The 26,644-nt window shown below is 32.2% G+C and carries 26 protein-coding genes and 2 pseudogenes; 4 read left to right on the top strand and 24 right to left on the bottom strand.

Annotation, left to right across the window (positions count from 1 at the left end; translation table 11 throughout):
* Positions 1-253: 253 nt before the first annotated feature.
* Both zwf and NST10_RS02635 read left to right on the top strand, forming a co-directional pair.
* Positions 254-1,738: a glucose-6-phosphate dehydrogenase gene (zwf, locus tag NST10_RS02640; RefSeq protein WP_000105070.1), complete on the top strand. Its 1,485-nt coding sequence runs from the start codon at positions 254-256 to the stop codon at positions 1,736-1,738.
* Between the two features lie 229 nt (positions 1,739-1,967).
* Positions 1,968-2,834: an AraC family transcriptional regulator gene (locus tag NST10_RS02635; protein ID WP_000382585.1), complete on the top strand. Its 867-nt coding sequence runs from the start codon at positions 1,968-1,970 to the stop codon at positions 2,832-2,834.
* Between the two features lie 82 nt (positions 2,835-2,916).
* Here the strand turns inward: NST10_RS02635 and NST10_RS02630 are convergent, their stop codons facing one another.
* From NST10_RS02630 to NST10_RS02615, 4 genes are read right to left on the bottom strand one after another with little or no spacing between them, the layout of a single operon-like run.
* The gene (locus NST10_RS02630) at positions 2,917-4,566 is read right to left on the bottom strand and encodes an alpha-glucosidase (protein WP_001041925.1); all 1,650 of its coding nucleotides are present in this window, start codon (positions 4,564-4,566) and stop codon (positions 2,917-2,919) included.
* A gap of 15 nt (positions 4,567-4,581) precedes the next feature.
* Positions 4,582-5,601 (bottom strand): LacI family DNA-binding transcriptional regulator, encoded by a 1,020-nt coding sequence (locus NST10_RS02625; protein ID WP_000256335.1) that lies wholly within the window; start codon positions 5,599-5,601, stop codon positions 4,582-4,584.
* Positions 5,602-5,856, bottom strand: coding sequence for a hypothetical protein (locus tag NST10_RS02620; RefSeq protein ID WP_001791204.1), 255 nt, complete (start codon positions 5,854-5,856; stop codon positions 5,602-5,604).
* Positions 5,795-6,166: a VOC family protein gene (locus tag NST10_RS02615; protein WP_000413432.1), complete on the bottom strand. Its 372-nt coding sequence runs from the start codon at positions 6,164-6,166 to the stop codon at positions 5,795-5,797. Before NST10_RS02615 ends, NST10_RS02620 begins: the two co-directional genes overlap by 62 nt.
* Positions 6,167-6,409: 243 nt before the next feature.
* Here NST10_RS02615 and NST10_RS02610 point away from each other — a divergent pair.
* A pseudogene (locus NST10_RS02610) lies at positions 6,410-6,571 on the top strand (ISL3 family transposase); the annotation flags it as partial.
* Positions 6,572-6,642: 71 nt separating this feature from the next.
* On the opposite strand, the gene NST10_RS02605 reads toward NST10_RS02610, so the two are convergent.
* From NST10_RS02605 to NST10_RS02585, 5 genes and pseudogenes are all read right to left on the bottom strand, one after another.
* Positions 6,643-6,852, bottom strand: coding sequence for a hypothetical protein (locus tag NST10_RS02605; protein WP_251360710.1), 210 nt, complete (start codon positions 6,850-6,852; stop codon positions 6,643-6,645).
* A 32-nt stretch (positions 6,853-6,884) separates the two neighbouring features.
* Positions 6,885-7,541: a carbohydrate kinase family protein gene (locus NST10_RS02600; protein ID WP_001662873.1), complete on the bottom strand. Its 657-nt coding sequence runs from the start codon at positions 7,539-7,541 to the stop codon at positions 6,885-6,887.
* A gap of 14 nt (positions 7,542-7,555) precedes the next feature.
* Positions 7,556-8,766, bottom strand: a pseudogene (locus NST10_RS02595) (MFS transporter).
* 315 nt (positions 8,767-9,081) lie between these two features.
* Positions 9,082-10,488 carry an NADP-dependent phosphogluconate dehydrogenase gene (gene gndA, locus NST10_RS02590; RefSeq protein WP_000193707.1) on the bottom strand — a complete coding sequence of 469 codons (1,407 nt, stop codon included), beginning with the start codon at positions 10,486-10,488 and terminating at the stop codon, positions 9,082-9,084.
* A gap of 67 nt (positions 10,489-10,555) precedes the next feature.
* A complete protein-coding gene (locus tag NST10_RS02585; protein ID WP_339211055.1) occupies positions 10,556-11,689 on the bottom strand; it encodes a tripeptidase T in 1,134 nt (377 codons plus the stop codon).
* A gap of 262 nt (positions 11,690-11,951) precedes the next feature.
* Here NST10_RS02585 and prli42 point away from each other — a divergent pair, with 262 nt between their 5' ends.
* Entirely contained in the window at positions 11,952-12,131 is a 180-nt protein-coding gene (gene prli42 / locus NST10_RS02580; protein ID WP_001794325.1) for a stressosome-associated protein Prli42, read from the top strand.
* Positions 12,132-12,257: 126 nt separating this feature from the next.
* On the opposite strand, the gene NST10_RS02575 is transcribed toward prli42, so the two are convergent.
* From NST10_RS02575 to accB, 15 genes are all read right to left on the bottom strand, one after another.
* Complete coding sequence (locus NST10_RS02575; RefSeq protein WP_000916193.1) at positions 12,258-13,238, bottom strand: aromatic acid exporter family protein; 981 nt, start codon at positions 13,236-13,238, stop codon at positions 12,258-12,260.
* Between the two features lie 13 nt (positions 13,239-13,251).
* Positions 13,252-13,689 (bottom strand): bacilliredoxin BrxB, encoded by a 438-nt coding sequence (gene brxB, locus NST10_RS02570; RefSeq protein ID WP_000367420.1) that lies wholly within the window; start codon positions 13,687-13,689, stop codon positions 13,252-13,254.
* A gap of 349 nt (positions 13,690-14,038) precedes the next feature.
* On the bottom strand, positions 14,039-15,313 hold the full coding sequence (locus tag NST10_RS02565) for a dihydrolipoamide acetyltransferase family protein (protein WP_000406855.1): 1,275 nt from the start codon (positions 15,311-15,313) through the stop codon (positions 14,039-14,041).
* Positions 15,314-15,325: 12 nt separating this feature from the next.
* A complete protein-coding gene (locus tag NST10_RS02560; RefSeq protein ID WP_001096631.1) occupies positions 15,326-16,309 on the bottom strand; it encodes an alpha-ketoacid dehydrogenase subunit beta in 984 nt (327 codons plus the stop codon).
* Entirely contained in the window at positions 16,309-17,301 is a 993-nt protein-coding gene (locus tag NST10_RS02555) for a thiamine pyrophosphate-dependent dehydrogenase E1 component subunit alpha (protein ID WP_000568358.1), read from the bottom strand. Before NST10_RS02555 ends, NST10_RS02560 begins: the two co-directional genes overlap by 1 nt.
* A 15-nt stretch (positions 17,302-17,316) precedes the next feature.
* A complete protein-coding gene (lpdA, locus tag NST10_RS02550) occupies positions 17,317-18,738 on the bottom strand; it encodes a dihydrolipoyl dehydrogenase (protein WP_001291540.1) in 1,422 nt (473 codons plus the stop codon).
* A gap of 150 nt (positions 18,739-18,888) precedes the next feature.
* Positions 18,889-20,568: a DNA repair protein RecN gene (gene recN, locus NST10_RS02545; protein ID WP_000942216.1), complete on the bottom strand. Its 1,680-nt coding sequence runs from the start codon at positions 20,566-20,568 to the stop codon at positions 18,889-18,891.
* Positions 20,569-20,583: 15 nt separating this feature from the next.
* Complete coding sequence (argR, locus tag NST10_RS02540) at positions 20,584-21,036, bottom strand: transcriptional regulator ArgR (protein ID WP_001124985.1); 453 nt, start codon at positions 21,034-21,036, stop codon at positions 20,584-20,586.
* Between the two features lie 430 nt (positions 21,037-21,466).
* Complete coding sequence (locus NST10_RS02535) at positions 21,467-22,348, bottom strand: polyprenyl synthetase family protein (RefSeq protein ID WP_000183386.1); 882 nt, start codon at positions 22,346-22,348, stop codon at positions 21,467-21,469.
* A complete protein-coding gene (locus NST10_RS02530) occupies positions 22,326-22,556 on the bottom strand; it encodes an exodeoxyribonuclease VII small subunit (RefSeq protein ID WP_000159866.1) in 231 nt (76 codons plus the stop codon). Before NST10_RS02530 ends, NST10_RS02535 begins: the two co-directional genes overlap by 23 nt.
* Positions 22,549-23,886: an exodeoxyribonuclease VII large subunit gene (xseA, locus tag NST10_RS02525; protein ID WP_001286928.1), complete on the bottom strand. Its 1,338-nt coding sequence runs from the start codon at positions 23,884-23,886 to the stop codon at positions 22,549-22,551. The genes NST10_RS02530 and xseA overlap by 8 nt, the downstream gene beginning before the upstream one ends.
* Positions 23,887-23,902: 16 nt before the next feature.
* The gene (gene nusB, locus NST10_RS02520) at positions 23,903-24,292 is read right to left on the bottom strand and encodes a transcription antitermination factor NusB (RefSeq protein ID WP_000087384.1); all 390 of its coding nucleotides are present in this window, start codon (positions 24,290-24,292) and stop codon (positions 23,903-23,905) included.
* A gap of 59 nt (positions 24,293-24,351) precedes the next feature.
* On the bottom strand, positions 24,352-24,714 hold the full coding sequence (locus tag NST10_RS02515) for an Asp23/Gls24 family envelope stress response protein (protein ID WP_000241588.1): 363 nt from the start codon (positions 24,712-24,714) through the stop codon (positions 24,352-24,354).
* Positions 24,715-24,728: 14 nt separating this feature from the next.
* Positions 24,729-26,084 (bottom strand): acetyl-CoA carboxylase biotin carboxylase subunit, encoded by a 1,356-nt coding sequence (gene accC / locus NST10_RS02510; RefSeq protein ID WP_031807135.1) that lies wholly within the window; start codon positions 26,082-26,084, stop codon positions 24,729-24,731.
* Positions 26,084-26,548: an acetyl-CoA carboxylase biotin carboxyl carrier protein gene (accB, locus tag NST10_RS02505; RefSeq protein WP_001009513.1), complete on the bottom strand. Its 465-nt coding sequence runs from the start codon at positions 26,546-26,548 to the stop codon at positions 26,084-26,086. Before accB ends, accC begins: the two co-directional genes overlap by 1 nt.
* Between the last annotated feature and the right edge of the window lie 96 nt (positions 26,549-26,644).

Here is a 26,644-nt window from a genome sequence, read left to right as displayed (position 1 = left end):
ATTTATACTTGAATCAAAATCTGTTAAAAATTCGTCTTTGCTAGTTAATTTTTCTAACTTTAACGTAGACATAACTATATAAATTTTGATAATTACGTTATACTTATCATTAATAAGTATCACATTAAACATGATACATGAATCGATATTTCATTTAAGACACTGCATACTGTCGAGCATATTGAATGACCTGCTGAATGGATTATCTTATAATAATAAATCATATATCTAATTAAGAATTGAGGTTTTAATCTTGAGTACTAAAAACAAACACATCCCTTGTTTAATCACAATCTTTGGTGCAACTGGTGACTTAAGCCATCGTAAGTTGTTTCCATCAATATTCCATCTCTACCAACAAGACAATTTAGATGAACATATTGCCATCATCGGTATTGGACGTCGTGACATTACTAATGATGATTTCCGTAATCAAGTAAAATCATCAATTCAAAAGCACGTAAAAGATACAAACAAAATTGACGCGTTTATGGAACATGTCTTCTATCATAGACATGATGTTAGTAATGAAGAAAGCTATCAAGAATTATTAGATTTTAGTAATGAATTAGACAGCCAATTTGAATTAAAAGGTAATCGACTATTCTATTTAGCAATGGCACCACAATTCTTTGGCGTTATTTCTGATTATCTAAAATCTTCTGGTCTTACTGATACAAAAGGATTTAAACGCCTTGTTATCGAAAAACCATTCGGTAGTGATTTAAAATCAGCCGAAGCATTAAACAATCAAATTCGTAAATCATTTAAAGAAGAAGAAATTTATCGTATTGACCACTATTTAGGAAAAGACATGGTTCAAAATATCGAGGTATTACGTTTTGCGAATGCGATGTTTGAACCATTATGGAATAACAAATATATTTCAAACATCCAAGTTACATCTTCTGAAATACTAGGTGTTGAAGATCGTGGTGGTTATTATGAATCAAGTGGTGCGCTAAAAGATATGGTGCAAAACCACATGTTACAAATGGTTGCATTATTAGCTATGGAAGCACCTATTAGTTTAAATAGTGAAGATATCCGTGCTGAGAAAGTAAAAGTACTTAAATCACTGCGTCATTTCCAATCTGAAGATGTTAAAAAGAACTTTGTTCGTGGTCAATATGGCGAAGGCTATATCGATGGTAAACAAGTTAAAGCATACCGTGATGAAGATCGCGTTGCAGATGACTCTAACACACCTACATTTGTTTCAGGTAAATTAACAATTGATAACTTTAGATGGGCTGGCGTACCATTCTATATCCGTACTGGTAAACGTATGAAATCTAAAACAATTCAAGTTGTCGTTGAATTTAAAGAAGTACCAATGAACTTATACTATGAAACTGATAAACTGTTAGATTCAAACCTATTAGTAATCAATATTCAACCAAATGAAGGTGTATCTTTACATCTAAATGCTAAGAAAAATACACAAGGTATCGAAACTGAACCTGTTCAATTGTCTTATTCAATGAGCGCTCAAGATAAAATGAATACTGTAGATGCATATGAAAATCTATTATTCGATTGTCTTAAAGGTGATGCCACTAACTTTACGCACTGGGAAGAATTAAAATCAACATGGAAATTTGTTGATGCAATTCAAGATGAATGGAATATGGTTGATCCAGAATTCCCTAACTATGAATCAGGTACTAATGGTCCATTAGAAAGTGATTTATTACTTGCTCGTGATGGTAACCATTGGTGGGACGATATTCAATAATTGAATTAAAGCGCACATGTTAAACAAAAATAAATGAGCGAATGACAAGGATTGATTACGAATCAAGTATATCAATTGTTCTATCATTCGCTTTTTTTCTAGACTATATTATGAAATTATATTTTACAATGCCCAAAACTATTTTAATAATCATTGAACAAATGGGTGTATAATTTATAGAAATAATGTAGAATAAAAATAAATGATTGAATTAATTGGAGTGAAAGTTTTGGACGTTATCAAGCAAATACAACAGGCAATTGTTTATATTGAAGATCGTTTATTAGAGCCTTTCAATTTGCAAGAATTAAGTGATTACGTTGGTCTTTCGCCATACCATCTTGATCAATCATTTAAAATGATTGTCGGCTTATCTCCAGAAGCTTATGCACGCGCGCGTAAAATGACACTCGCTGCAAATGATGTGATTAATGGTGCTACACGACTTGTAGATATCGCTAAAAAATATCACTATGCAAATTCAAATGATTTTGCAAATGATTTTAGTGATTTTCACGGCGTATCACCTATTCAAGCTTCTACTAAAAAAGATGAATTACAAATTCAAGAGCGATTATATATCAAATTATCAACTACTGAGAGAGCACCTTATCCATACAGATTAGAAGAGACAGATGATATTTCATTGGTTGGATATGCACGATTTATAGACACTAAGTATTTGTCACATCCTTTTAATGTTCCGGATTTTTTAGAAGACTTGCTCATTGATGGTAAAATTAAAGAGTTACGACGATATAATGACGTTAGTCCATTTGAACTATTTGTTATTAGTTGTCCTCTTGAAAATGGTTTAGAAATATTTGTAGGTGTACCAAGTGAACGTTATCCTGCACACTTAGAAAGTCGATTTTTACCTGGCAAACATTGTGCGAAATTCAATTTACAAGGTGAAATTGATTATGCAACTAATGAAGCTTGGTACTATATTGAATCAAGTTTGCAGTTAACATTGCCATATGAACGAAATGATTTATATGTTGAAGTGTACCCTCTCGATATTTCATTTAATGACCCATTCACTAAAATTCAGCTTTGGATTCCTGTTAAACAGAGTCCTTATGACGAAGATTAAATAATTAAAAACAAAGAAGCCCCCTAATAAATCTATAGGTCTACAAATGGCCTTAGATTCTATTAGGGGGCATATTAATATGTTAATTTAGTTCGATAACACATGCTTCATATGGAAGTAACTGTTTTAAATTAACTTTGGCATCATAATTAAATAGCTTCACTTCTCCATGACTTATATCAAATGGTACAGTTAATTCTGCTTCGTGGTTAGTAAGATTACCTACAATAAGAACTTGCTTTTCATTTAATGTTCTCGTGTACGCAAAAACTTGTGAATTTTCAGCATCTACTAAATCAAATTGACCATATACGTATACATCATTAGACTTTCTTAATTGAATTAAATCTTTATAAAATTGTAATACTGAATCCTCATCTTCTAATTGTTGTGCAACATTGATAGTTTTATAATTCGGATTCACTGGGAACCACGGTTCACCATTTGTAAATCCTCCATTTAACGTATCATCCCATTGCATTGGTGTGCGAGAATTATCTCGGTTCTCATCTTTATATTTCGCAAGTAAAGCGTCTACATCTCCACCTTGAGCTTTCACAATTTGATAGTCATTTTTAACAGCAACATCGTTAAATGTTTCAATACTTTCAAATGGATAATTCGTCATACCAATTTCTTGACCTTGATAAATGAATGGCGTACCTTGTTGCAAGAAATAAACTGCTGCATGACTTGTTGCTGATTCATACCAATACTTGTCATCGTCACCCCACGTCGATACACGTCGTGGTTGGTCATGATTTTCAATAAACAACGCATTCCAACCTTTATTTTCAAGTTGTTTTTGCCATCTATTTAATACAGACTTATACGAATTTACATCAAAGTGAGAATCACCACTATTCCACAGTCCCAAATGTTCAAATTGGAATATCATATTAAATTTACCATTTTCTTCCCCGACCCAGTCATCAGCATCATCAGGGCTTACACCATTCGCTTCACCAACAGTCATAATGTCATACTTACTTAATGAGCGATCTTTCATCTCTTGTAACCAAGTTTGTATACCTGGCTGATTCATATCTACATCAAATGCTGGGGCATATGTTTTACCCTCAGGTACAGGTAAGTCACCCGCTTCAAACGTCTTCTTAATATGCGTAATTGCATCTACTCTAAATCCATCAATGCCTTTATCAAACCACCAGTTCATCATTTCAAATACAGCATCTCTAACTTCCGGATTACCCCAATTCAAATCAGGTTGTTTTTTACTGAATAGATGGAAATAATATTGCTCAGTATTAGCATCATATTCCCATGTAGATCCATTAAATATACTTTCCCAGTTGTTAGGTTCAGAGCCATCTGGCTTTGGATCTTGCCAAATGTACCAATCACGTTTGGGATTGTCTTTACTAGATTTGGATTCTATAAACCAAGGATGTTCATCAGATGTATGATTCACAACTAAATCTAAAATAAGCTTCATACCTCTATCATGAACACCTTTTAATAAACGATCAAAGTCTTCCATCGTTCCAAATTCATCCATAATCTCTTGGTAGTCACTAATATCATAACCATTATCATCATTAGGTGATTTAAACATTGGACTGAGCCAAATGACATCGATACCTAAATCTTTTAAGTAGTCCAATTTATCAATCATTCCAGGTAAATCCCCAATACCATCGTGATTACTATCATTAAAACTTCTTGGATATACTTGATATGCTACTGCTTCTTTCCACCATTGCTTATTCATTTTAAAACTCCTTTGCTATCGCTGTGTTGATTTTCTTATTTTTAATTCTGTATCTATAATGACGAGTTCAATAACATCCTGTGCTTTATTTTTTAATATATTTAAAATTGCTGCACCAGCCTGTTGACCTAACATTCGAGGCTTGATGTCAATACTGGTTTGAGGTGGTGACGCAATTTCGGTTAAATAAGAATCATTGAACGTTGCTGTCATTACATCTTTCGGAATTTCAATATTAAGTTCATATAGGACACTTAAAATCGCTAAATGTAACATAGCATCTAACGAAATGATTGCCTGTTTAATATTTGGGTCCTTCAAACGCGTATGCAGATTTTGCATGTAATTAAAAATAACTTCTCTTTCATTACTAGTCTCAATAATTTGATAATCCAGATTAAATTGTGATGCAACTGTTTCAAATCCTTGAATCCTGTCTTTCGAAACTTCAAAATCGCCTTTTTCTGTAATAAATATTAATTCATCTACACCTTGTTCAATAACATGTCGTGTCAAATTTTCAGAAGCTAATATATTATCATTATCTATATGTGTAAATTGATGATCTATATCCGATGTAGGCTTACCAATCACAATAAATGGCATACTTTCATCAATTAACATTTGTTTAATCGGATCATTTTCTTTTGAATAGAGCAGTATAAACGCATCAACCATTCGTTGTTTAATCATTTTATAAACTTCATCCATTAAATCATTCATATTATTTGAGACTGTCGTTTGTGTACCATAGCCATGCTGGTTACACGTTTCAGAAATTCCTAGCAATACATTGATGTAGAATGGATTCAGTCGAATAGGCTCCTCAGACCCTTTTAACACTAAACCAATTTTATATGTTTGGTTAGTAATTAAAGTTCTAGCAGCGGTATTAGGAAAATAATTCAATTCTTCCATAACTTTCTTCACTTTTGAAATTGTCGCTTCGCTTATACGTTGATTTCCTTTTATAACTCTTGAAACTGTCGAAGGAGAAACACCGGCTTTTAGTGCAACATCTTTAATCGTAACCATTTAATCACCTCCTGTTAATCTCTGTACTGGAAAACGCTTCCAACCTTTGTATAATACCAGTTTAGTCACACTTTCTAAAAAAGTCAAAAGATTTGTGCAAACGATTGCATAAAACGATAAAAATAAAACCTTCATACTGAAATTCAATCCGAAAATCAATATAAAGGTTTGTATAAATATTAAAATCGATTGTTTAGTCACTAACTGCAAAATAATTACCTTGGCCATCTTGGAAATTAAATACACGTTGACCATTCATTTCTACTATATCATGCCCAGTTAAACCTAAATCATTTAATTTTGAGTATAATGCATCAAAGTTTTTCTCTTTAAACATTAAAGATGGTGTTCCTAGGTTCACCTCCGGGCTATACTTTTCAATAAATTCTTTTGCCATAATCGTCAATGACGTTTCAGCATCTTTCGTAGGTGATACTTCAACTGCAACATAGTCCTCAGCTAACGGTGTTTCACTTACAACAACAAATTCTAAAATTTCTGTCCAAAATGCTTTCGCTTTTTCAACATCATCAACATATAACATAACTTGATTTAACTTTTCCATAAAATAGTACCTCTATTTCTCTATAGTACATGCTATCATAACACAGTAAATATTTTATTACTTCACAAAATGCTTAAAAATATGGCGGGATGCTTTTAAGGTCAAAGATAATACTTGTGTAATTTTTTATATGTTGTAGCCACATAGAACTTCATTAATCAAACATGTCATCTGGGACATATATCAATGAAATACTTCGTTCAAAGTTTTCGTATTTTCTATGTCAACTTAACTGGGTGTAGCTCACATTGTCCATTAGAATGTATAACTAACATAATAAAATTAATTAAACGTACATGATTTGATTATGGAAGTTACAATCATTTGCGCAATCGAATATTATTATGTTCAAAACTTTACGCTCCAATAACTAAAAAGAAAGTTATACAATGTTTAGTTGCCTAACTTCCTATATTGAATTCATCAGTCCAATTTGACATAGCAGCCATTTTTATAGTTGCCATTTACATGTGTTGCTAATTAATCATGGAAGTATTATATATAGTGCTCACTGTAGAACAGGCATTAAACAATGCCATTTCTAAGTAATTATCAACTTCATAGTTTTCAAGCCAATAATGAAATACTGATGCTGAAAAAACATCTCCTGCACCTGTGTCATTAATTATATTTGAACTCTGTTGAACATTTTTAAATATGCTTAATTCTCCATTTGTATAAAAGATATCATCATTTCCATTAGTGATAACTATATTTTTTATTTCTGAAGTTTTACTAATTTTTTTATTTTTTTATAATCACTTTTAGTATTTAAAGAAACGTTCCAAAAAGCTTCAGCTTCTTTTTTATTAAATATTAAATAGTCTATCTTTGCTAAGTTTTTTAGTATGTTTCTCACCTTCTTTATAGATGCTGGGATTATACCTATTGGAATATTACTCTTTCCACACAACTGAATTAAATATTGTATACTTTCCTTGGGAATATTAGAGTCTACAACCACACAATCTGCATTTTTTATTACTTCTATTTTTTCATTTAAATATTTGTTATTTATTAAGTTATATATATCCATATCTGCAAAACCACATATCATTTCCCCATTATAATCTATTACAGAAGTGAACATTCCTGTGTTCATATTTTCTATAATTTTTATATGTTTTAAATCGATAAACTTATTAGCTTCATTTAAAATATAATCAGCTTCTTTATCATTACCTAATAAAGTTAATAGAATAGTTTTTTTATTACTTAATTTGCCAATATTATACGCTAAATTCCTAGCTACACCTCCAGATACGCTTATCGAAGATACAGGGTTTGAACTTTTATTAACCAATTCAGATTTTAAATATAATTGTTTATCTATATTTGCTGCACCAATACAAACAATATTTTGGCTGTTTTTCATTAATTTTCTCCTTACTATTCTTCTACTTTATAAAATCTATTTTTCAGTATATATAACACTAATGGTATAAATAACACAGCGCTGATCGTAAGTGCATAAAATCCACCTTTATTTTCAAGTAATATGCCGCCTAAAAAAAGGCCTATAGCTCTGAATGCAAAAACCATTGTTTTAAAAACACTATTAACACGTCCTAACATATGTTCTGAACATTTCTTTTGCCTCAGTGTGATTATCGCTATATTTAAAATGGATTGTGTCATATATGTCAACCCTAAAAGTGGGATGAGTATAAAAATATAAGTACTAAATGGTAACATTAATCTAAAAATTGTATCTAAAAATAATATAATTACAATTAGTTTTCCGAAATTAAATAATTTCAAGAGAAAACTTGCAGATAATGAACCGATTAGCGCACCTAATGATGAGATACCTAAAACTAACCCCAATGCTTGAGATGATTGATTCATGTCTTCCTTTACAAACATTACTATATAAATATAATAAGGTGAGATAATTAGATTGGATAAACTTACAACAACAGCCATTACTCTAATAGTTGAATTAGATAATAGATAATCAAATCCAACTTTAACATCGCTCAAAAAATTTTTTCCACTCAACTTTTCTTGATTGAATATACTCTTTGTTTCAATTTTAATTAATATCAAACTGAAAAATGAGAGTAAAAAAGTCATAGAATCTATAAAAATCAATATTGAATATCCCATATATGTATAAAGTAAACCTCCAATTATAGGGCCCAAAAATTCCGAAACATTTTGAGTAGCGTATATATAACTGTTTGCGCTCGCCAAATCTTCTTTTACAATACTTGGGATTATCGAAACCTCAGAAATACTGTGAAATACTAATCCAATACCTGAAATGATTGCAACTACATAAATTTGAAAGATGCTTAACATATTATAAAAACTTAATACTGGTATACTTAAATATGAAATGAGCCTAATTATATCAGCACATTTCATTATGGTCTTCTTATTCAATCTGTCAATTAAAGCACCTGCTGGCAGTCCTAAAATTGCATAAGGTATAAAACTTAGTGCAGAAACTATGCCAACTTGAAATGCAGAGCCAGTAAGCTTTAAAATCATTAACGGAAAACAAACGTAGTAAAAGCACTGCCTATGTTAGAAAAAGCTATCCCTATTAAATAAAAAGTAAAGTTCTTATTAAACAATACAGAAGCATATGACATTCTATCCCTCTTCTTCATCAAATAATAAAACGTAATCTATTTATCTAAATATTAAAATTATTAACTAATGCTATCTTAATAGTATGTAAGTAAAACGTCTACACTTAAACGGACAAATTCTATGAGGATAGATATCGTTAATTTATAAAAGTTAAAAATTTTAATTTGACAAGAGAAAGAAAATCATTGAATATATCATGCGTAGTAAATTTCGATAAATACATAAGGAAAGAGACAATTTCTATCAAATAAACAATAGAAATTGTCTCTTTAACATTACCTAAATTCATAAGGTCTCAGGCTCAATAGTCAATATTATTCTTCAATCCATTGTGTATGGAATACGCCTTCTTTATCTTTTCTTTCGTACGTGTGAGCACCGAAGTAGTCACGTTGTGCTTGAATTAAGTTTGCAGGTAAATCAGCTGCACGGTAACTATCATAGTAATTAATACTTGATGAGAAACCAGGTGTTGGTACACCATTTTGAACACCAGTTGCGACAACATCACGTAACGCATCTTGATATTCAGTAACGATGTTTTTAAAGTAAGGATCTAGCAATAAGTTTTGTAATCCAGGATTATTATCGTAAGCATCTTTGATCTTTTGTAAGAATTGTGCACGGATAATGCAACCTTCTCTCCAAATCATAGCTAAATCACCAAGTTTTAAATTCCATTCATTATCTTCACTTGCTTTACGCATTTGCGCGAAACCTTGTGCATAGGAACAAATTTTACTCATATATAATGCTTTACGAATTTTTTCTAAAAAGTCTTTCTTGTCACCATCAAATGATGCTTTTGGACCATTTAATTCTTTAGAAGCATTTACGCGCTCTTCTTTGATTGAAGAGATAAAACGTGCAAATACAGATTCAGTTATGATTGTTAATGGAATACCTAATTCTAATGCGTTAATTGAAGTCCATTTTCCTGTACCTTTTTGACCTGCAGTATCAAGAATTTTTTCAACTAATGCTTCTTTATTTTCATCTAATTTCATGAAAATATCACCAGTGATTTCAATTAAATAACTTTCTAATTCACCAGCATTCCAGTCTTTGAACGTTTGAGCAATGTCTTCATGAGACATGCCTAATAATTCTTTCATCATAGCATAACTTTCTGCAATTAATTGCATGTCAGCATATTCGATACCATTGTGTACCATTTTCACATAGTGTCCAGCACCATTTGGTCCAATATAAGTAACACATGAAGCACCGTCTTTTGCCTTTGCAGCAATTGCATCAAGAATATCTGCAACTTTGTTATAAGCTTCTTCTTGTCCACCCGGCATTAATGACGGACCAGTTAACGCTCCAATTTCACCACCAGAAACGCCCATACCAATAAAGTTGATTGCACTTTGTGCTAATGCTTTATTACGTCTGATAGTATCTTGATAGTTTGTATTACCACCATCAATTAAAATATCTCCATCATCTAATAAAGGTAACAAACTATCAATCGTTGCATCCGTAGCTTTACCTGCTTGAACCATTAATAAAATTTTACGTGGTTTTTCTAAAGAATTAACAAATTCTTCCAATGAATACGTTGGATGAATATTTTTCCCTTTTGATTCTTCAACCATTAAATCAGTTTTTTCACTTGAGCGGTTAAATACAGATACACTATATCCGCGTGATTCAATATTCCAAGCTAGGTTTTTACCCATAACGGCTAAACCAATAACTCCAATTTGTTGTGTCATATTACTTACCTCACTTGTTGATTTTTCATTAGTATTGTATCACAAAATAGACATACACTACACTAAATCATTTCGATTGTCGCGCAACTATTTTGATTATTTCTAACACTTGACTTGCAAGCAAGTTCAATGATTTAATCGGCATTCTCTCATTTGTTGTATGGATTTTTTCATAACCCACTCCTAAAATGACTGAAGGAATACCAAATGTATTAATAATACTGCCGTCTGAACCACCACCAGAAATAATTGTATTTGCAGATAATCCTAAATTACGAGCACTTTCTTGTGCAATTTTAACAACCGTTTCATTATCATTAATTTTAAATCCTGGATAACTTTGCTCCACTGTAACTACTGCTTTCCCACCTAATTCTGATGCAGTAGTTTCAAACACATCAGTCATATGTTTGACTTGTGTTTTTATTCTTTCTGGATCGTGAGAACGTGCCTCTGCTTCTAAAATGACTTCATCTGCAACAATATTCGTAGCTGAACCGCCATGAAACTTACCAATATTGGCAGTAGTGATTTCATCAACTTGTCCTAATTTCATTCGACTAATTGCTTTCGCCGCAATATTAATAGCACTAACACCCTCTTTTGGCGTACTTGCATGAGCCGTTTTGCCAAAAATTTTAGCTGAAATTAACATTTGCGTCGGTACACCTACAACCGTAGTACCGACATCAGCACTTGCATCAATAGCATAACCAAAGTCCGCGTCCAACAACTCTGAATTTAATTCTTTAGCACCAATTAAACCTGATTCTTCCCCAACAGTAATCACAAATTGAATTTGTCCATGTGGGATTTGTTGTTCCTTTATCACTTGCAAAACTTCAAGCATAGCTGCTAATCCTGCTTTATCATCTGCACCTAGAATAGTCGTACCGTCAGAGTATATGTAGCCGTCATCTTTTACAATTGGCTTTACATTAATTGCGGGTACAACAGTATCCATATGGCTCGTTAGATATAATTTAGGTACTTCGCCTTCTTCGATAGTACTTTTCATTGTACACACTAGATTATTGGCACCTAATTTAGGATGTTTAGCCGCTTCATCTTCTTTAACATCTAACCCTAATGATATGAATTTTTCTTTTAAAATAGGTTGGATTGTTGATTCATTCCCTGTCTCAGAATCGATTTGTACAAGTTCTAAAAACGTATTAAGTAATCTTTGCTCATTAATCATAATGGAACCCCTTTTATCAAAATTTTCAAGTACGCCAAACGGTAAAAATTGATGAATTAAAATGTTACAGTAATTGACGTTACACAGATTTATCAGGCTTGTAAATTGTGTCATATTATTTTCAATTTAATATATATATTTATTGTAACTCAAACTAAGCTTTGTCAAAAATATATTGATTGATTTTTCAAAGATATCGTATAATGAGGAAAATGACATAAGCAAACTTACTCATGTTTTTTATAATATTCCTTTATGATGATTGCTAGTTATATCGTCTCAAGTTAAAAATTTTATATCTTATGTCGTAATTATTAATACAAAGGTTATTCATTTGGAGGCACACAAAATGCAAAATAAAGTTTTAAGAATTATCATTATCGTTATGCTTGTATCAGTTGTATTAGCATTGTTATTAACGAGTATCATTCCAATTTTATAAACCATATCTCAACTACCTATACAAAATCATACAATTAAAAATCCATCCGTTATAAACGCATGTATTAATAAGTTATCGTATTGCAACGATTACTTTCAAACATGGGTCATACGGATGGATTATTTTTTAAGCTACTTCACTATGCATTTTCAATGAACCAAATTGCGATTTGATTTGTAAATATTCTTCTAATTCATTTAATATTTGAATAATACTTGCTCTCGAGTTAAGCGCTTTGTGTGTTGTTGGCAATGGCAGTTCATCCAATTTCAAACGCGTCTCATACAAATTGTGTAAACGCATTGCTGTATAGTCATTACTATTCACATTTAGACCAATTTCTTTCAGCAGTGACGCAACATCATTTAAAAGTGGATCTTTATGACAGATACTTTCGATGAGCGGTTTCATTCTCATTAACAATTCCACTTGCTCTTCTCGCATATCAAAATAATGATAGTATGAATTTTCGTTTCTAACAAAATGATTTTTAACATCTCGGAACGCGATAGACTTCGCCTTTTTAATATTTAAAAGTAACGCTTCAAATTCAATCGCAATGGTATCTTCATATTTTTCACAAATATAACTATATTTACTAAAAATATCAGCAATTTGTTGCTCAATTTTACATTTGTATTCGTCTAGTTGTTTGTCTAAACTTGGCATCATTAAATTCATTGTAAATGCAATGCTTAGTCCAATTAACAGTAATAATGTTTCATTAACAATTAAATGTGCATCAATTGATTTTGCATTAAAAACATGAAGTAATATAACGCAACTCGTAATGACACCTTCTTGTACTTTTAATACGACAGTTAATGGTATAAATAACAATACGATAATACCGAGTACAATTGGACTCTGGCCTAATAAACTAAATATTGCTGAACCTAAAAACAATACTAAAAAACATGATACTAATCTTGAAATAATCGCTTGTAGCGAATGTACTTTTGTATGTTTAATACATAATACGACTAATATGGCACTTGAAGCATAATTATCTAAACCTAACAGCTTACTAATAATTACACCTAAAGTCATACCCACTGCTGTTTTTATTGTTCTAAATCCAATCTTGTAAGGATTTAACTTTAACATGGGTTAGCGCCTCTTATCTTTCTTCACAATATTTATTGAATAATGTTTGTAATTGATTAATTACGTTCATCACATCATGACCTTCGATTTGATGTCTTTCAATCATTTCTGTAATATTTCCATCTTTTACTAATGCAAATGACGGACTTGAAGGCGCATAACCTTCGAAGTATTCACGCGCTCTTTGTGTCGCTTCTTTATCTTGTCCAGCAAATACTGTCACTAGACGATCAGGTAATACGTCATAATGTAAAGCATGTGATGCTGCTGGTCTTGCGATACCACCTGCACAACCACATACAGAATTGATCATAACTAGTGTTGTACCATCTTGTTTAAGAACTTTGTCAACATCTTCTGCAGTAGTTAATTGCTCATATCCCGCAGATTCAATTTCATTCCTTGCTTGTTCTACAACACCGTTCATGTATAAATCGAAATTCATGTCCATAAGTTCAATCACCTATCCCTTTATATTTAAACTATCCTCATTCTACTAATTAATAACATATTGTTCAATAAACTAATCTGAATCACACCTATATTTAGACACAATTTTAACAATATACCAAACATTATTGTGCTTAAAATCATGGAAACTAATTTGTTCACCTGTTTTCTTTAATATGTTTCAAGTACGATGTCTTATTTTGACTTTACTGCAAAAATGCATTCAACCATGTTGATTATTGTTCTTTATCTTTTTTTGAATATATTGCAAATATTTTATTGCCAAAAAAATACATCCATCGACAAGAACAAGATAAAACAAGTTGTCGATAGATGCATCTATGTTATCACTAATATATATTTGTATTTTCTAAAGTATACTGTTCGATACGCTGTTTAATATGATTCATAAATTTACCTGTTTGTAAACCATCTAAAATACGATGATCAATTGAAATACATAAATTAACCATACTTCGAATTGCAATCATATCATTAATTACTACTGGCTTTTTAACGATTGATTCTACTTGTAAAATCGCTGCTTGAGGGTGATTTATAATACCCATTGATGATACTGAACCAAATGTACCAGTATTATTAACTGTAAATGTTCCACCTTGCATATCTTCAGTTGTCAATTGCTTATTACGCGCTTTTGTTGCTAAAGTATTAATTTCTCTAGCTATACCTTTGATTGACTTTTCGTCTGCATGCTTAATCACAGGTACGTATAATTTATTTTCATCAGCAACAGCAATTGAAATATTAATGTCTTTATGTAAGACAATTTCATTTCCTTGCCAGCTACTATTTAATAATGGATATGCTTTTAAAGCATCTGCTACAGCTTTTACAAAGAAAGCAAAGAACGTTAAATTATATCCTTCTTTATTTTTAAAGTTGTTTTTATAATGGTTTCTCGTATTCACAAGGTTTGTAGCATCAACCTCAATCATCATCCATGCATGTGGAATCTCCGTTACACTATTAACCATGTTTTGTGCAATTGCTTTACGCACACCATTTACTGGTATTGTGCTATTTTCACTATCGTCTTCAGATGATTGGTTACTTGATCTATCTACTGAAGTTGATTGTGTTTGAACTTGTTTGTCAGATTGAGCTGTGGTACCACCATTTTCAATAACTGACATTAAATCCTTCTTAGTTACACGACCTTCAAATCCACTACCTACAACTTGTGATAAATCAATGTCATGCTCTGAAGCGAGTTTAAATACAACAGGTGAAAAGCGACCATTATTTCGTGGTTGATTTTGTTTAGAAGTAGATGTCTGTTCCACTGTTGAACTAGCTTTTTTAGTAGATTTCTGAGTATGCTCATCCACTTTTGCTTGTATCTCTTCAGTTGTTTCATTTGTCTTTTCATCAGCAGTTTCAATTTTACAGATAATTGTATCAATAGCTACCGTCTGCCCCGCTTCAACTAAAATTTCTGTAATTGTTCCTGATATCGTGGAAGGGACTTCAGCCGTCACTTTATCTGTAATAACTTCACATAATGGTTCATATTCATCAATATGATCACCAACAGAAACTAACCATTGTTCAATGGTACCTTCATGAACACTCTCACCTAACTTAGGCATTGTTATTTCCATGACTTTCCCTCCCTAGAATTCTGCTAATTCACGCATTTTATTTAAGATTTTTTCTGGATTCATCATAATTTCATTTTCTAATACAGGTGAAAATGGCATAGATGGTACATCTGGAGCAGCTAAACGCATGATTGGTGCATCTAAATCGAACAAGCAATGCTCTGCAATAATCGCTGACACTTCTGACATAATGCTACCTTCTAAATTATCTTCAGTAACAAGTAAAACTTTACCTGTATGTTTAGCACGATCAATAATTGTTTCTTTATCTAATGGATAAACAGTTCGTAAATCTACAACTTCAACATTGATACCGTCTGCTGCTAAAATATCAGCGGCTTGTAAACAATAATTGACCATTAATCCATAACAAAATACTGTTAAATCTTCACCTTCACGTTTAACATCTGCTTTTCCTAAAGGTACAGTGTAATATTCTTCTGGCACTTCTTCCTTTAAGAATCTATAAGCCTTTTTATGTTCAAAGTATAAAACAGGATCATTTGATTCAATTGAAGATAATAATAGACCTTTAGCATCATACGGTGTTGAAGGTATAACAATTGTTAAACCTGGTGATGAAGCAAATATACTTTCAATACTTTGTGAATGATATAGTCCTCCGTGAACACCGCCACCAAATGGTGCACGAATCGTTAATGGGCATTGCCAATCATTATTTGAACGATAACGCATTTTCGCAGCTTCACTAATAATTTGATTTGTTGCAGGTAAAATAAAATCTGCAAATTGAATTTCTGCAATTGGTCTTTTACCTACCATAGCTGCACCAATGGCAGTTCCAACAATATTTGACTCAGCTAATGGCGTATCGATAACTCTATCTTCACCATATTGTTGTTGCAGTCCTTGAGTAGTACCAAATACGCCACCTTTTTTACCAACATCTTCACCAAGAATAAATACATCTTTATTTTGTTGTAAAGCTAAGTCTTGTGCCTGGCGAATCGCCTCTAAATAAGATAATTTAGCCATTAGTTAAGACTCCCTTCTTCGTACACAAATGCATAGGCTTCTTCGACACTTGGATATGGCGCGTCTTCAGCAGCCTTTGTCGCTTTATTGATGATGTCTTTATGCTCCGCTTCTATTTCTGCCAACCAAGCATCATCGATAATGCCAGCTGAAAGCAACTCTTTTTTGAACTTTTCATTGCAGTCTGCTTTTTTAAGCGCTTCACGCTCTTCTTTCGTACGATATTGGTCGTCATCATCTGATGAATGAGCTGTCATACGACTTGTTACTGCTTCAATCAAAGTTGAACCTTGACCAGAAATAGCTCGATCTCTTGCTTCTTTCATCGCTTTATACATTGCTAATGGATCATTACCATCTACTTGTTCACCATGTAAACCGTAACCAAGTGCTCTATCCGATAATTTTTCAGCTGCGTATTGTAATGAATCAGGTACTGAAATTGCATATTTATTATTTATAATGACACATACAAAAGGAAGTTTGTGTACACCCGCGAAGTTTAAACCTTCATGGAAGTCACCCTGGTTTGAACTACCTTCACCAACAGTTGCTGTTGCAATTTTCTTCTTACCATCCATTTTTAGAGCTAAAGCAGCACCAACAGCATGGGGTATTTGAGTTGCTACCGGTGAACTTTGTGACAAAATATTCTTAGCTCTACTACTAAAGTGTGATGGCATTTGTTTTCCACCAGAGTTAACATCGTCTTTCTTTCCAAACGCTGATAAAAACGTATCATACGCTGATATACCCATATAAGTAACGAAAGCTAGATCTCTATAATAAGGCGCAGTAATATCACCTTCTTCTAATGCGTATGCCATCCCAATCTGAGTTGCTTCTTGTCCTTGACCACTTACAACAAATGGAATTTTACCTGCACGGTTCAATAACCACAGTCTTTCATCTATTTTTCTACCTAAATCCATCCATTTATATATTACTTTTAGGTCTTCTTCGCTAAGGCCTAATGATTTATAATCAATCATGTTAAATCCTCCTATTTATACGTGAATAGCTCTACTTTCTGCTTTCAATCCTAATTCCATCAACACTTCAGAGATGGAAGGATGTGCGTGTGTTGTTAGTCCTAATTCTAATGCCGAGCCATTCATGAACTGTAACAGTGATGCCTCATTAATCAATTCTGTTACATGTGGACCAATCATATTAATACCCACAATTTCTTCAGTTGATTGATCAATCACCATTTCGCTATACCCTTCGTTTGCGTCATGGCTATCAATCACTGCTTTACCAATTGCTTTAAATGGTACTTTAAAACTTTTAACTTTCATTCCCTCTGCCTTTGCTTGCTCAATGTTTAAACCGATAGAAGCAATTTCAGGTTGTGAATAAATACACTTAGGCATCATGTTATAGTTTACTGGGATTGGGTTCCCTTCAAACATATGATCGACAGCCACAACACCTTCTTTTGATCCAACATGTGCCAATTGTAATTTTCCAATACAATCACCAGCTGCATAAATATGTTTATCTTCAGTTTGTTGAAATTCGTTCGTTAAAATATGTCCTGATGTTGAAAGTTTTATTTTAGTGTTGTTTAAACCAATATCTGATGTGTTAGGTTTTCTACCAATCGATAGCAACACTTTATCTACTTTAATTATGTCTGAGGAAATTTCAAATGTAACACCATCTTCGTTAACATTGATATCATTTTCAGAAAGTTTTATTCCCTCATAGAATTTAACACCACGTGCTGACAATGATTTTTTTAATAGTTGTGAAGCTTGTTTACTTTCAGTTGGTAAAATTCTTTCACCAGCTTCTATAACTGTTACGTCAACACCTAAATCTATCATCAATGATGCAAATTCCATTCCGATAACACCACCACCAATAATACCAACACTTGATGGTAACGTCTTTAATGATAATATATCATCGCTAGATAAAATTTTATCATGATCAAATGATAAGAATGGCAACTCTGCAGGCGAAGAACCAGTTGCAATTAATACAAATTGGTTGGGTAATAAGTCTGATTCACCATCTTCATATTCGACAGATATTGTGCCACTTTGAGGTGAAAATATAGATGTACCTAGAATACGTCCCGTGCCATTATAAATGTCAATGTGATTGTGTTGCATTAAATGCTTTACACCTTGATACATTTGATTAATAATGTCTTCTTTTCGTGCCAACATATTTTCAAAATTAACATTAGCATCTTTGACATCAACGCCAAACATTGCTGCCTGTTTTACTGTTTGAAATACTTCAGCAGATTTAAGCAGCGATTTAGTAGGAATACAACCTTTATGGAGACAAGTACCTCCTAATAGTTGTCGTTCTACTATTGCCACTTTTTTACCTAATTGAGACGCACGTATCGCAGCAACATATCCTGCAGTACCTCCACCGAGAACGACTAAATCATATTGTTTCTCTGACATGTTCTTACTCCTAACTAATGATATATATCCATTGAAAATTTATTAATACATAGTTTTCATGTCCATTAATTACCTATTTTACATGATTGTCTATTTAGTTTGAATGCACATAAATAAATCCATAAATGAGTATTCAACACACTTTGGAAATTATCTATGTCTTTGATTGTGTTGTATCATTTCTCTTGCATTTTCACGAGTTAAATCAGTAACACTTGCACCTGAAATCATTCGTGCAATTTCATCTACTTTATCATCGCCAATTAACTCTTGAACTTGTGTTGTTGTACGATCATCTTTTGATGATTTCGAAATTAATAAATGATGGTCGCTCATCGATGCAACTTGTGGCAAGTGAGATATACAAATAACTTGTATATATTCTGCTATATCTCGCATTTTCTCTGCCATTTTTTGTGCGGCTTGTCCAGATACACCTGAGTCAACCTCATCGAATAAAATTGCAGTTTGACCTCTCGATTTAACAAAAATACTTTTTAACGCTAACATAATTCTAGAAAGTTCTCCACCTGACGCAATTTTATTTAAGCTTTTTAATGGTTCCCCTTTATTAGGACTGATTAAAAATTCTACAAATTCGATTCCATCAATATTCGGTTCTTCTAATTTTTTAAATGAAATCTCAAGATTTGCATCTTTCATTTGTAAGTTTTGAATTTCCGATACAATGTGGTCTCTTAACTCCCTAGCAACTATACGACGCTGCTTAGATAACGCTTGTCCAACCTCTATAACTTGATTATACAATGCATTTATTTCTTCTCGTAACTGCGATGTACTTTGTTCATAGTTTTCAATTTTATTGATTTCATTATTAAGTTTTTCTTGATATGCGATTAATTCTGAAATATCTTTTCCATATTTGCGTTTTAAATTATTCAGCAAATTCATACGAGATTCATACTCATTTAACACTTGTTCGTCGAATTCTGTATTAGCCATTTCATCATATAACTCATGTTTTGCATCTTCTAAAATGTAATAAAATTGATCAATATCTTCTTTTAATTTGTCATATTTGTTTGGAACTATATCGTTTATTGTTAACAAATGGTTGCTTAGTTCATACAAACGATCAGTGATAGCATTTTCATCCGTTAATGTCATATGTGCGTTATTAAGAGCTAAGCTTAATTTTTCAGAGTTTTGAATGCGTTTAATATCTATTTCAAGTTGCTCTATTTCGCCTTCTTTTAGATGTGCTTCAGACAATTCTTCTAATTGGAATTTCATTAAATCTAAACGCTGCAGCAATGCTTGGTCTGCTGATTCTAAATCTTCTAACCCTTGCTTTTTGGCTTTATAATTTTGAAAAGTTTGGTGATATTTATCCAACAAATCTTGATAACGTGATTCTGCGTAATTATCCAATAATGTTAAATGGTATTTTTGTTTCAACAAAGATTGCGTTTCATGTTGGCCATGAATATCTAATAATTCTTGCATAACTTTTCGTAAATCTTGTAAAGTAACTGTTTGATTATTAATTTTACAAAGACTTTTACCAGAGCTGAAAATTTCCCGTTTAACTAATAAAAAATCTTCATCTACATCAATATCCATATTTTTCAATATATGTATAGCATCTTTACTCTCGTCAATATCAAATATACCTTCGATGACAGCCTTTTTTTCACCATGTCTTACAAAATCAGATGAAGCTCTCATTCCAATTAATTGTCCAATTGCATCTATAATAATTGACTTACCTGAACCCGTTTCACCACTTAAAACAGTTAAACCATCAGAAAATTGAATTTCTAACTCTTCAATAATAGCAAATTGCTTGATTGATAAGGTTTGTAACATAAACTCATCGCATCCTTATAACAAATTGAAAATTCTTGACTTGATTTCATCACTTGCCTCTTTGCTTCGACAAATAATTAAACAAGTATCATCACCACAAATTGTGCCTAGTACTTCTTCCCAATTGATTTGATCTAATATAGCTCCAATAGATTGTGCATTACCAGGTAATGTTTTTAGAACAAGTAAATTATCAGTACCATCTATATTAACAAAGGAATCCATTAAATAACGTCCCAATTTTTCTAAAGGATGGAATTTTCTATCATTTGGTAAACTATAAACATATTGACCTGAAGGTATAGGTACTTTAATAAGTTGTAGTTCTTTAATATCACGAGAAACAGTTGCTTGAGTGACATTTAAATCATAATCGTTTAATCGTTTAACTAATTCATCTTGTGTCTCTATCTGTTCATTTGAAATAATTTCTCTAATTTTTATATGCCTAACCGATTTTTTGGGCACAGTAAACACCTCTGATTACGAATATTTATACATTTATTTTAACACATGCACTGATTTACGACTACTAAACACCTTTACGTAAAAAGGGTAAACATGGTTTATCTATCTTGATTATCTATTTATAAATATTTTTCATATTACGCATAACAATTGCTTAAAATATGTATAAAAATGAATATATGTGTAATAAACTTGCTAATTATTAGATTTAATAAGCGTCAATTGTTTGAACATATTTAATTAAAATCACATTGATATCACAGATGCGAATATTGTCGTATAGAAATTGAAAATTCTATTTTTAGATGAAAGTCTTTAACATAATTTTAAGTTTCAACATGAGAAAAATCGATTAACAAACAACGTCAGTTGAATATGCCTTTTGAGACATTTCAAACTTAACAATTGTTGCTAATCGATATATTTGCTTTTAGTGATCCCTGCTATAAAATAAATCAACGATTTCTAATAAGTGTTTTGTATTGAATTGTTCATCAATTTGCATTAGTTCATCCACTGCTGCGTCTCTATGATAAGTCAATTTATCTTCTGCGCCATCTTTTCCTAATAAACTCACGTACGTACTTTTATTATTTTCAAGATCGCTGCCCACTTTTTTACCTAACTTCGCTTCATCACCATAGCAGTCTAATAAATCATCTTTAATCTGAAACATCATACCTAAATGATAACTATAACTTTCTAAATGTTCTTTAGTTGCATCATCGACATTAGCGATATCTGCTGCACTCATAACCGCAAAAGTTAATAGTGCTCCTGTTTTTGTTTTGTGTATCATTTCCAAAGTTTCAAGATCAATTGGTTGGCCTTCGCTTTGCATATCTAACATTTGACCGCCGACCATTCCAACATGACCACTTGCTATTGACAGCCGTTGTAGAACTTTTATTTTTACTTCATCAGTTAATCTATCATCACTTGAAATAAGTTCAAATGCTTTAGTTAATAAAGCATCACCTGCTAATATCGCCGTCCACTCACCATATACTTTATGATTCGTTAATTTCCCTCGTCGATAATCATCATTATCCATCGCTGGTAGGTCATCATGAATAAGTGAATATGTATGAATCATTTCTAGTGCAATTGCGCTCTTCATACCTAACTCATACTCGGTATTTAGTGAATCTAAAGTGAGTAATAACAGAACTGGTCGGATGCGTTTACCTCCAGCATTTAATGAATACAACATACTTTCTTCTAGCTGAGTATTCATTACTGATTTATTTATCGCAACCGATAATTCATTATTGACTTCATCTATTAATTTATTCATCGGTAGATTCGTCATTTTTTACATCCTCAGCTTCTTCTTTTATTAAGTCATTCACCTTTTTTTCGGCATTTTTTAAAGTTGTGTCACAAGCTGCTGATAGTTTCATACCACGTTGGTATAAATCTAATGATTCCTCTAAAGATACTGTTTCATTATCTAATTTTTGAACAATTCGCTCTAATTCTTGCATCATTTCTTCAAAACTTTGCGTTTCTTTAGTCATTATTACACCTTACTTTCGTAACTTTTGCATCTACTAAGCCATCTTTCATTGTTAACGTCAATTGATCATTTTCTGTTAAATCTTTAGTACTCGTAATGACTTCGTCTTTTTTATTAACAATTGCATATCCACGCAACATTGTATTAGTTGGACTTAAATTGTTTAAGTTTTCTACTTTATTTTTCAAATCATTTTTATAACTTAATATCTTAGAATTCAATAATTTAACAAGTTGGTTTGTCAATTGAAGATTATTTTGTTGTTCTTGATTAACACTACTTAGTAACGCTTTTAAATTATAGCGTTGCTGCAACAGCATTAATCGATGTCTCTGTTGTTCAAAAGTTGCCTGAATTTGTTGTTTCAGTCTCTTTTCTAAATCATCACGACGTTGTATCTGTTGATCATACAATAAAGTTGGTTGTTTAAACTTGTAATACGATGACAAATGTTCAACATGTTTACGTTGTTGTTCTAAATGTTTCTTGATGAAACGAGTCAATGTAAACTGATATTGCTGTATTTGTTGCAGCAATTCATATTGGTCTGGTGTTGCAATAACAGCAGCTTGAGTTGGAGTCGCAGCTCTGATGTCTGCAGCAAAATCACTTAATGTAAAGTCTGTTTCATGACCTACTGCTGATATAATCGGTGTCTTACAATTATATATTGCACGGACGACAGCTTCTTCGTTGAAATTCCATAAATCTTCTATGGATCCACCGCCTCGACCTACAATAATGGTATCTACACCTAAACTATCTGCATATTCAATTTTTTCAATAATGTCGTCTTTTGCTTTTTCACCTTGAACCAAAGTACTAATTTGTATTTGTTCAGCTAATGGAAAACGACTATTTATCGTTGAATGGATATCTCGAATTGCGGCACCTGTACTCGCTGTTAAAACTGCAATTTTTTTAGGAAACTTAGGTATTGATTTCTTATTCGCTTTATCAAAACAACCTTCTTCAGTTAATTTTTTCTTTAATGCTTCTAATTTTTGATATAAGTTCCCTATACCATCTAATTGCATTTTATTTACATAAATTTGATAGTTTCCACGACGTTCAAAAACAGAAACACGTGCTTCTAATAAGACTTCATCTCCTTCTTTAGGTTCGAAGTTTAATTTAGAAGCACTACCTTTGAACATCATGGCACTTATAACGCTTTCTTTATCTTTCACATTAAAGTATAAATGACCACTTGAATGCTTTTTGAAATTTGAAAGCTCACCTTTAATCAATACAGATTGGAGATGTGGGTCTTGATCAAATTTATATTTAATATATTTCGTTAAAGCTGAAACACTTAAATAATCTGACATATAACATCACTCAATTTTATTTTTTTATATTACTCAATACACCATTTATAAATTTATAATGATCATCATCACTGAATTGTTTTGTTAATTCAACTGCTTCATTCATTACGACTTTAGCAGGTGTATCACTGTGTAATATTTCATATGTTGCCATTCTTAAAATAATACGATCCGTTTTTAATAAACGTGCAATAGTCCAATCTTTTAAATTAGGACTAATTGTCTCGTCTAATACAGGTTCGTGATCTTTAACGCCAGAAACTAGCCAATGAATAAATTCGAAGTCTAAATCTGGATTATCGTCTTTAATAAAGCTTATCGCTTCATTTATCGTTAAATCACTGTCCTTCATTTCTAATTGAAATAAAGTTTGAAAAGCTTGCACTCGGGATTCTTTACGACTCATTTTTAACTCCTTCAAACGTTTGTATTTTTCTTTATTTAATTACTGAATTAGGTATGACATTACTTTTCAATAACGATTTGTGTAATGTGAATATTAATTTGCTTAGGTTCTATCGCTGTCATATTAGAAATTGAATTAAAAATTGACGTTTGAATTTTGTTTGCAGTTTTTGAAATATTAACACCATGTTTTAATGCACAATATACATCTATATATATGCCATCTTCTTTACTCTCGATTTTTAAATCACGGCTTAAATTTTTACGACTAACTTTTTCTAAATTTGTTTCTTTTAATTCAGCAAAATGGCCAGTGATGCCTTCGACTTCCGAAGTAGCTATACTTGCAATAACAGATAGCACTTCTGGCGCTATTTCTACTTTACCTAATTTTGAATTTGAATAATCAGTTACTTTGACCATGGATTGACCTCCTATTAACCTTCATCATTCATAATGCTATTTTGCTCTAAAAAGTTTGTATTAAATTTACCGCTTCTAAATATATCGTTATTCAATAATTTAATATGGAATGGAATAGTTGTATCAATACCAAGAACCACAAATTCACTTAATGCACGAATGCCAGCCATAATCGCTTCATCTCGTGTCGGTTCATGTATGATTAATTTCGCTACCATCGAATCATAATATGGCGGTATCGTATAATTAGTATAACATGCTGACTCTATTCGAACACCATATCCACCTGGTGCAAGATATTGCTCAATTTCACCTGGTGATGGCATAAAGTTCTTGTAAGGATTTTCAGCATTAATTCTAAATTCAATTGCGTGTCCTGTTAATTTAATATCTTCTTGTTTATACGGTAACACGTCACCCATAGCAACTTGTAATTGTAATTTAACTAAATCAATTCCTGTTACCATTTCAGTTACAGGATGTTCTACTTGAATGCGTGTATTCATTTCCATAAAATAAAATTTATTATCATTTAAATCATATATAAACTCAATTGTTCCCGCATTTTCATAATTTACAGCTTTCGCTGCACGAACTGCTGCATTTCCCATTTCACGACGTGTTTCATCATCTAAAATTGGGGAAGGTGCTTCTTCCACTAATTTCTGCATACGTCTTTGAATTGTACAATCACGTTCTCCTAAATGAATTACATTACCATAGCTGTCCCCAACAATTTGGATTTCAATATGGCGGAAGTTTTCGATGAATTTCTCCATATAAAGTCCACCATTACCAAATGCAGTTTGTGCTTCTTGTTCTGTCATTCGGAAGCCAGTTTCAAGTTCTTTTTCATCACGAGCAACACGGATACCTTTTCCGCCACCACCAGCAGTAGCTTTAATGATGACCGGATAACCAATTTTTTTAGCGATTTTCTTAGCTTCTGAGACGTCTTTCATTAAACCGTCACTACCAGGAACAACTGGAACATTGGCTTTGATCATTTCTGCCTTAGCAACATCTTTGATACCCATTTTTTGGATAGATTGATAACTTGGTCCAATGAACTTCAATTGGCATGCTTCGCATAATTCTGCAAAGTCAGCATTTTCAGCTAAAAAGCCATAACCCGGATGAACGCCATCACAACCTGTAGAAGTTGCAATAGATAAGATGTTCGGAATATTTAAATATGAATCTTTAGACAAAGTGGGACCTACGCAATATGCTTCATCAGCAATTTGAGTATGTAGCGCATCTTTATCCCCTTCAGAATAGATTGCAACAGTTTGGATGCCTAAATCACGACAAGCGCGAATAATCCTAACTGCGATTTCACCGCGGTTTGCAATTAAAACCTTTTTCATTATTTCACCTTAAATAACGGTTGGCCATACTCTACCATTTGTCCGTCTTCTACTAAGATCTCAACAATTTCACCTGAAATTTCTGCTTGAATTTCATTAAATAGTTTCATTGCTTCTAAAATACACACTGTTGTTTCATTTGAAACAGTGTCCCCAACTTGCACATAGGCTTCTTCGTCTGGAGATGGCGATTTGTAAAATGTACCTACCATAGGTGCATTAATTGTTTTGTGATTATCTGAAGTTGGCTTTGGAGCTTCAGTTTTATTGTTATCAGTTGATTGTACTTGAGGCATAGGCATTGCCGCAGCTTCAAATGGCATTTGTGAGATTTGTGGCGTGATAATCTCAGTTTCTTTTTCTTTCTTAAGCGTCACTTTGCCTTTAGTATCTTCAATATTGATTTCCGTTAAAGTTGATTTATCCAGAATTTCAATTAATTCTTTGATTTCTTTAAAGTTCATTATTACTGACTCCTTCAGTTTGTTTTCATCTACCCGTCTATTTTACTTGAGACAACTCTTCAATTCAAGCATGTTCATATCGCAGGCGACATTATA

Source organism: Staphylococcus sp. FSL W8-0305, from assembly GCF_037966415.1.
GTDB classification, from domain to species: Bacteria; Bacillota; Bacilli; order Staphylococcales; family Staphylococcaceae; genus Staphylococcus; species Staphylococcus aureus.
This window is presented reverse-complemented; position numbering and strand designations above follow the sequence as displayed.

What these genes read in the sequence shown, in the direction of transcription:
- nusB (WP_000087384.1), bottom strand. Translation starts at nt 24,292, where the DNA reads ATGAGTCGTAAAGAATCCCGAGTGCAAGCTTTTCAAACTTTATTTCAA.
- NST10_RS02600 (WP_001662873.1), bottom strand. Translation starts at nt 7,541, where the DNA reads ATGAAAAACAGCCAAAATATTGTTTGTATTGGTGCAGCAAATATAGAT.
- NST10_RS02615 (WP_000413432.1), bottom strand. Translation starts at nt 6,166, where the DNA reads ATGGAAAAGTTAAATCAAGTTATGTTATATGTTGATGATGTTGAAAAA.
- lpdA (WP_001291540.1), bottom strand. Translation starts at nt 18,738, where the DNA reads ATGTCAGAGAAACAATATGATTTAGTCGTTCTCGGTGGAGGTACTGCA.
- NST10_RS02625 (WP_000256335.1), bottom strand. Translation starts at nt 5,601, where the DNA reads ATGGTTACGATTAAAGATGTTGCACTAAAAGCCGGTGTTTCTCCTTCG.
- accB (WP_001009513.1), bottom strand. Translation starts at nt 26,548, where the DNA reads ATGAACTTTAAAGAAATCAAAGAATTAATTGAAATTCTGGATAAATCA.
- NST10_RS02585 (WP_339211055.1), bottom strand. Translation starts at nt 11,689, where the DNA reads ATGATTAATGAGCAAAGATTACTTAATACGTTTTTAGAACTTGTACAA.
- NST10_RS02575 (WP_000916193.1), bottom strand. Translation starts at nt 13,238, where the DNA reads ATGTTAAAGTTAAATCCTTACAAGATTGGATTTAGAACAATAAAAACA.
- NST10_RS02515 (WP_000241588.1), bottom strand. Translation starts at nt 24,714, where the DNA reads ATGGTCAAAGTAACTGATTATTCAAATTCAAAATTAGGTAAAGTAGAA.
- xseA (WP_001286928.1), bottom strand. Translation starts at nt 23,886, where the DNA reads ATGTCAGATTATTTAAGTGTTTCAGCTTTAACGAAATATATTAAATAT.
- NST10_RS02620 (WP_001791204.1), bottom strand. Translation starts at nt 5,856, where the DNA reads ATGGTCAACGTGTATTTAATTTCCAAGATGGCCAAGGTAATTATTTTG.
- accC (WP_031807135.1), bottom strand. Translation starts at nt 26,084, where the DNA reads ATGAAAAAGGTTTTAATTGCAAACCGCGGTGAAATCGCAGTTAGGATT.
- NST10_RS02630 (WP_001041925.1), bottom strand. Translation starts at nt 4,566, where the DNA reads ATGAATAAGCAATGGTGGAAAGAAGCAGTAGCATATCAAGTATATCCA.
- NST10_RS02555 (WP_000568358.1), bottom strand. Translation starts at nt 17,301, where the DNA reads ATGATTGATTATAAATCATTAGGCCTTAGCGAAGAAGACCTAAAAGTA.
- gndA (WP_000193707.1), bottom strand. Translation starts at nt 10,488, where the DNA reads ATGACACAACAAATTGGAGTTATTGGTTTAGCCGTTATGGGTAAAAAC.
- NST10_RS02530 (WP_000159866.1), bottom strand. Translation starts at nt 22,556, where the DNA reads ATGACTAAAGAAACGCAAAGTTTTGAAGAAATGATGCAAGAATTAGAG.
- recN (WP_000942216.1), bottom strand. Translation starts at nt 20,568, where the DNA reads ATGTTACAAACCTTATCAATCAAGCAATTTGCTATTATTGAAGAGTTA.
- NST10_RS02565 (WP_000406855.1), bottom strand. Translation starts at nt 15,313, where the DNA reads ATGGAAATAACAATGCCTAAGTTAGGTGAGAGTGTTCATGAAGGTACC.
- NST10_RS02560 (WP_001096631.1), bottom strand. Translation starts at nt 16,309, where the DNA reads ATGGCTAAATTATCTTATTTAGAGGCGATTCGCCAGGCACAAGACTTA.
- brxB (WP_000367420.1), bottom strand. Translation starts at nt 13,689, where the DNA reads ATGGACATGAATTTCGATTTATACATGAACGGTGTTGTAGAACAAGCA.
- NST10_RS02535 (WP_000183386.1), bottom strand. Translation starts at nt 22,348, where the DNA reads ATGACGAATCTACCGATGAATAAATTAATAGATGAAGTCAATAATGAA.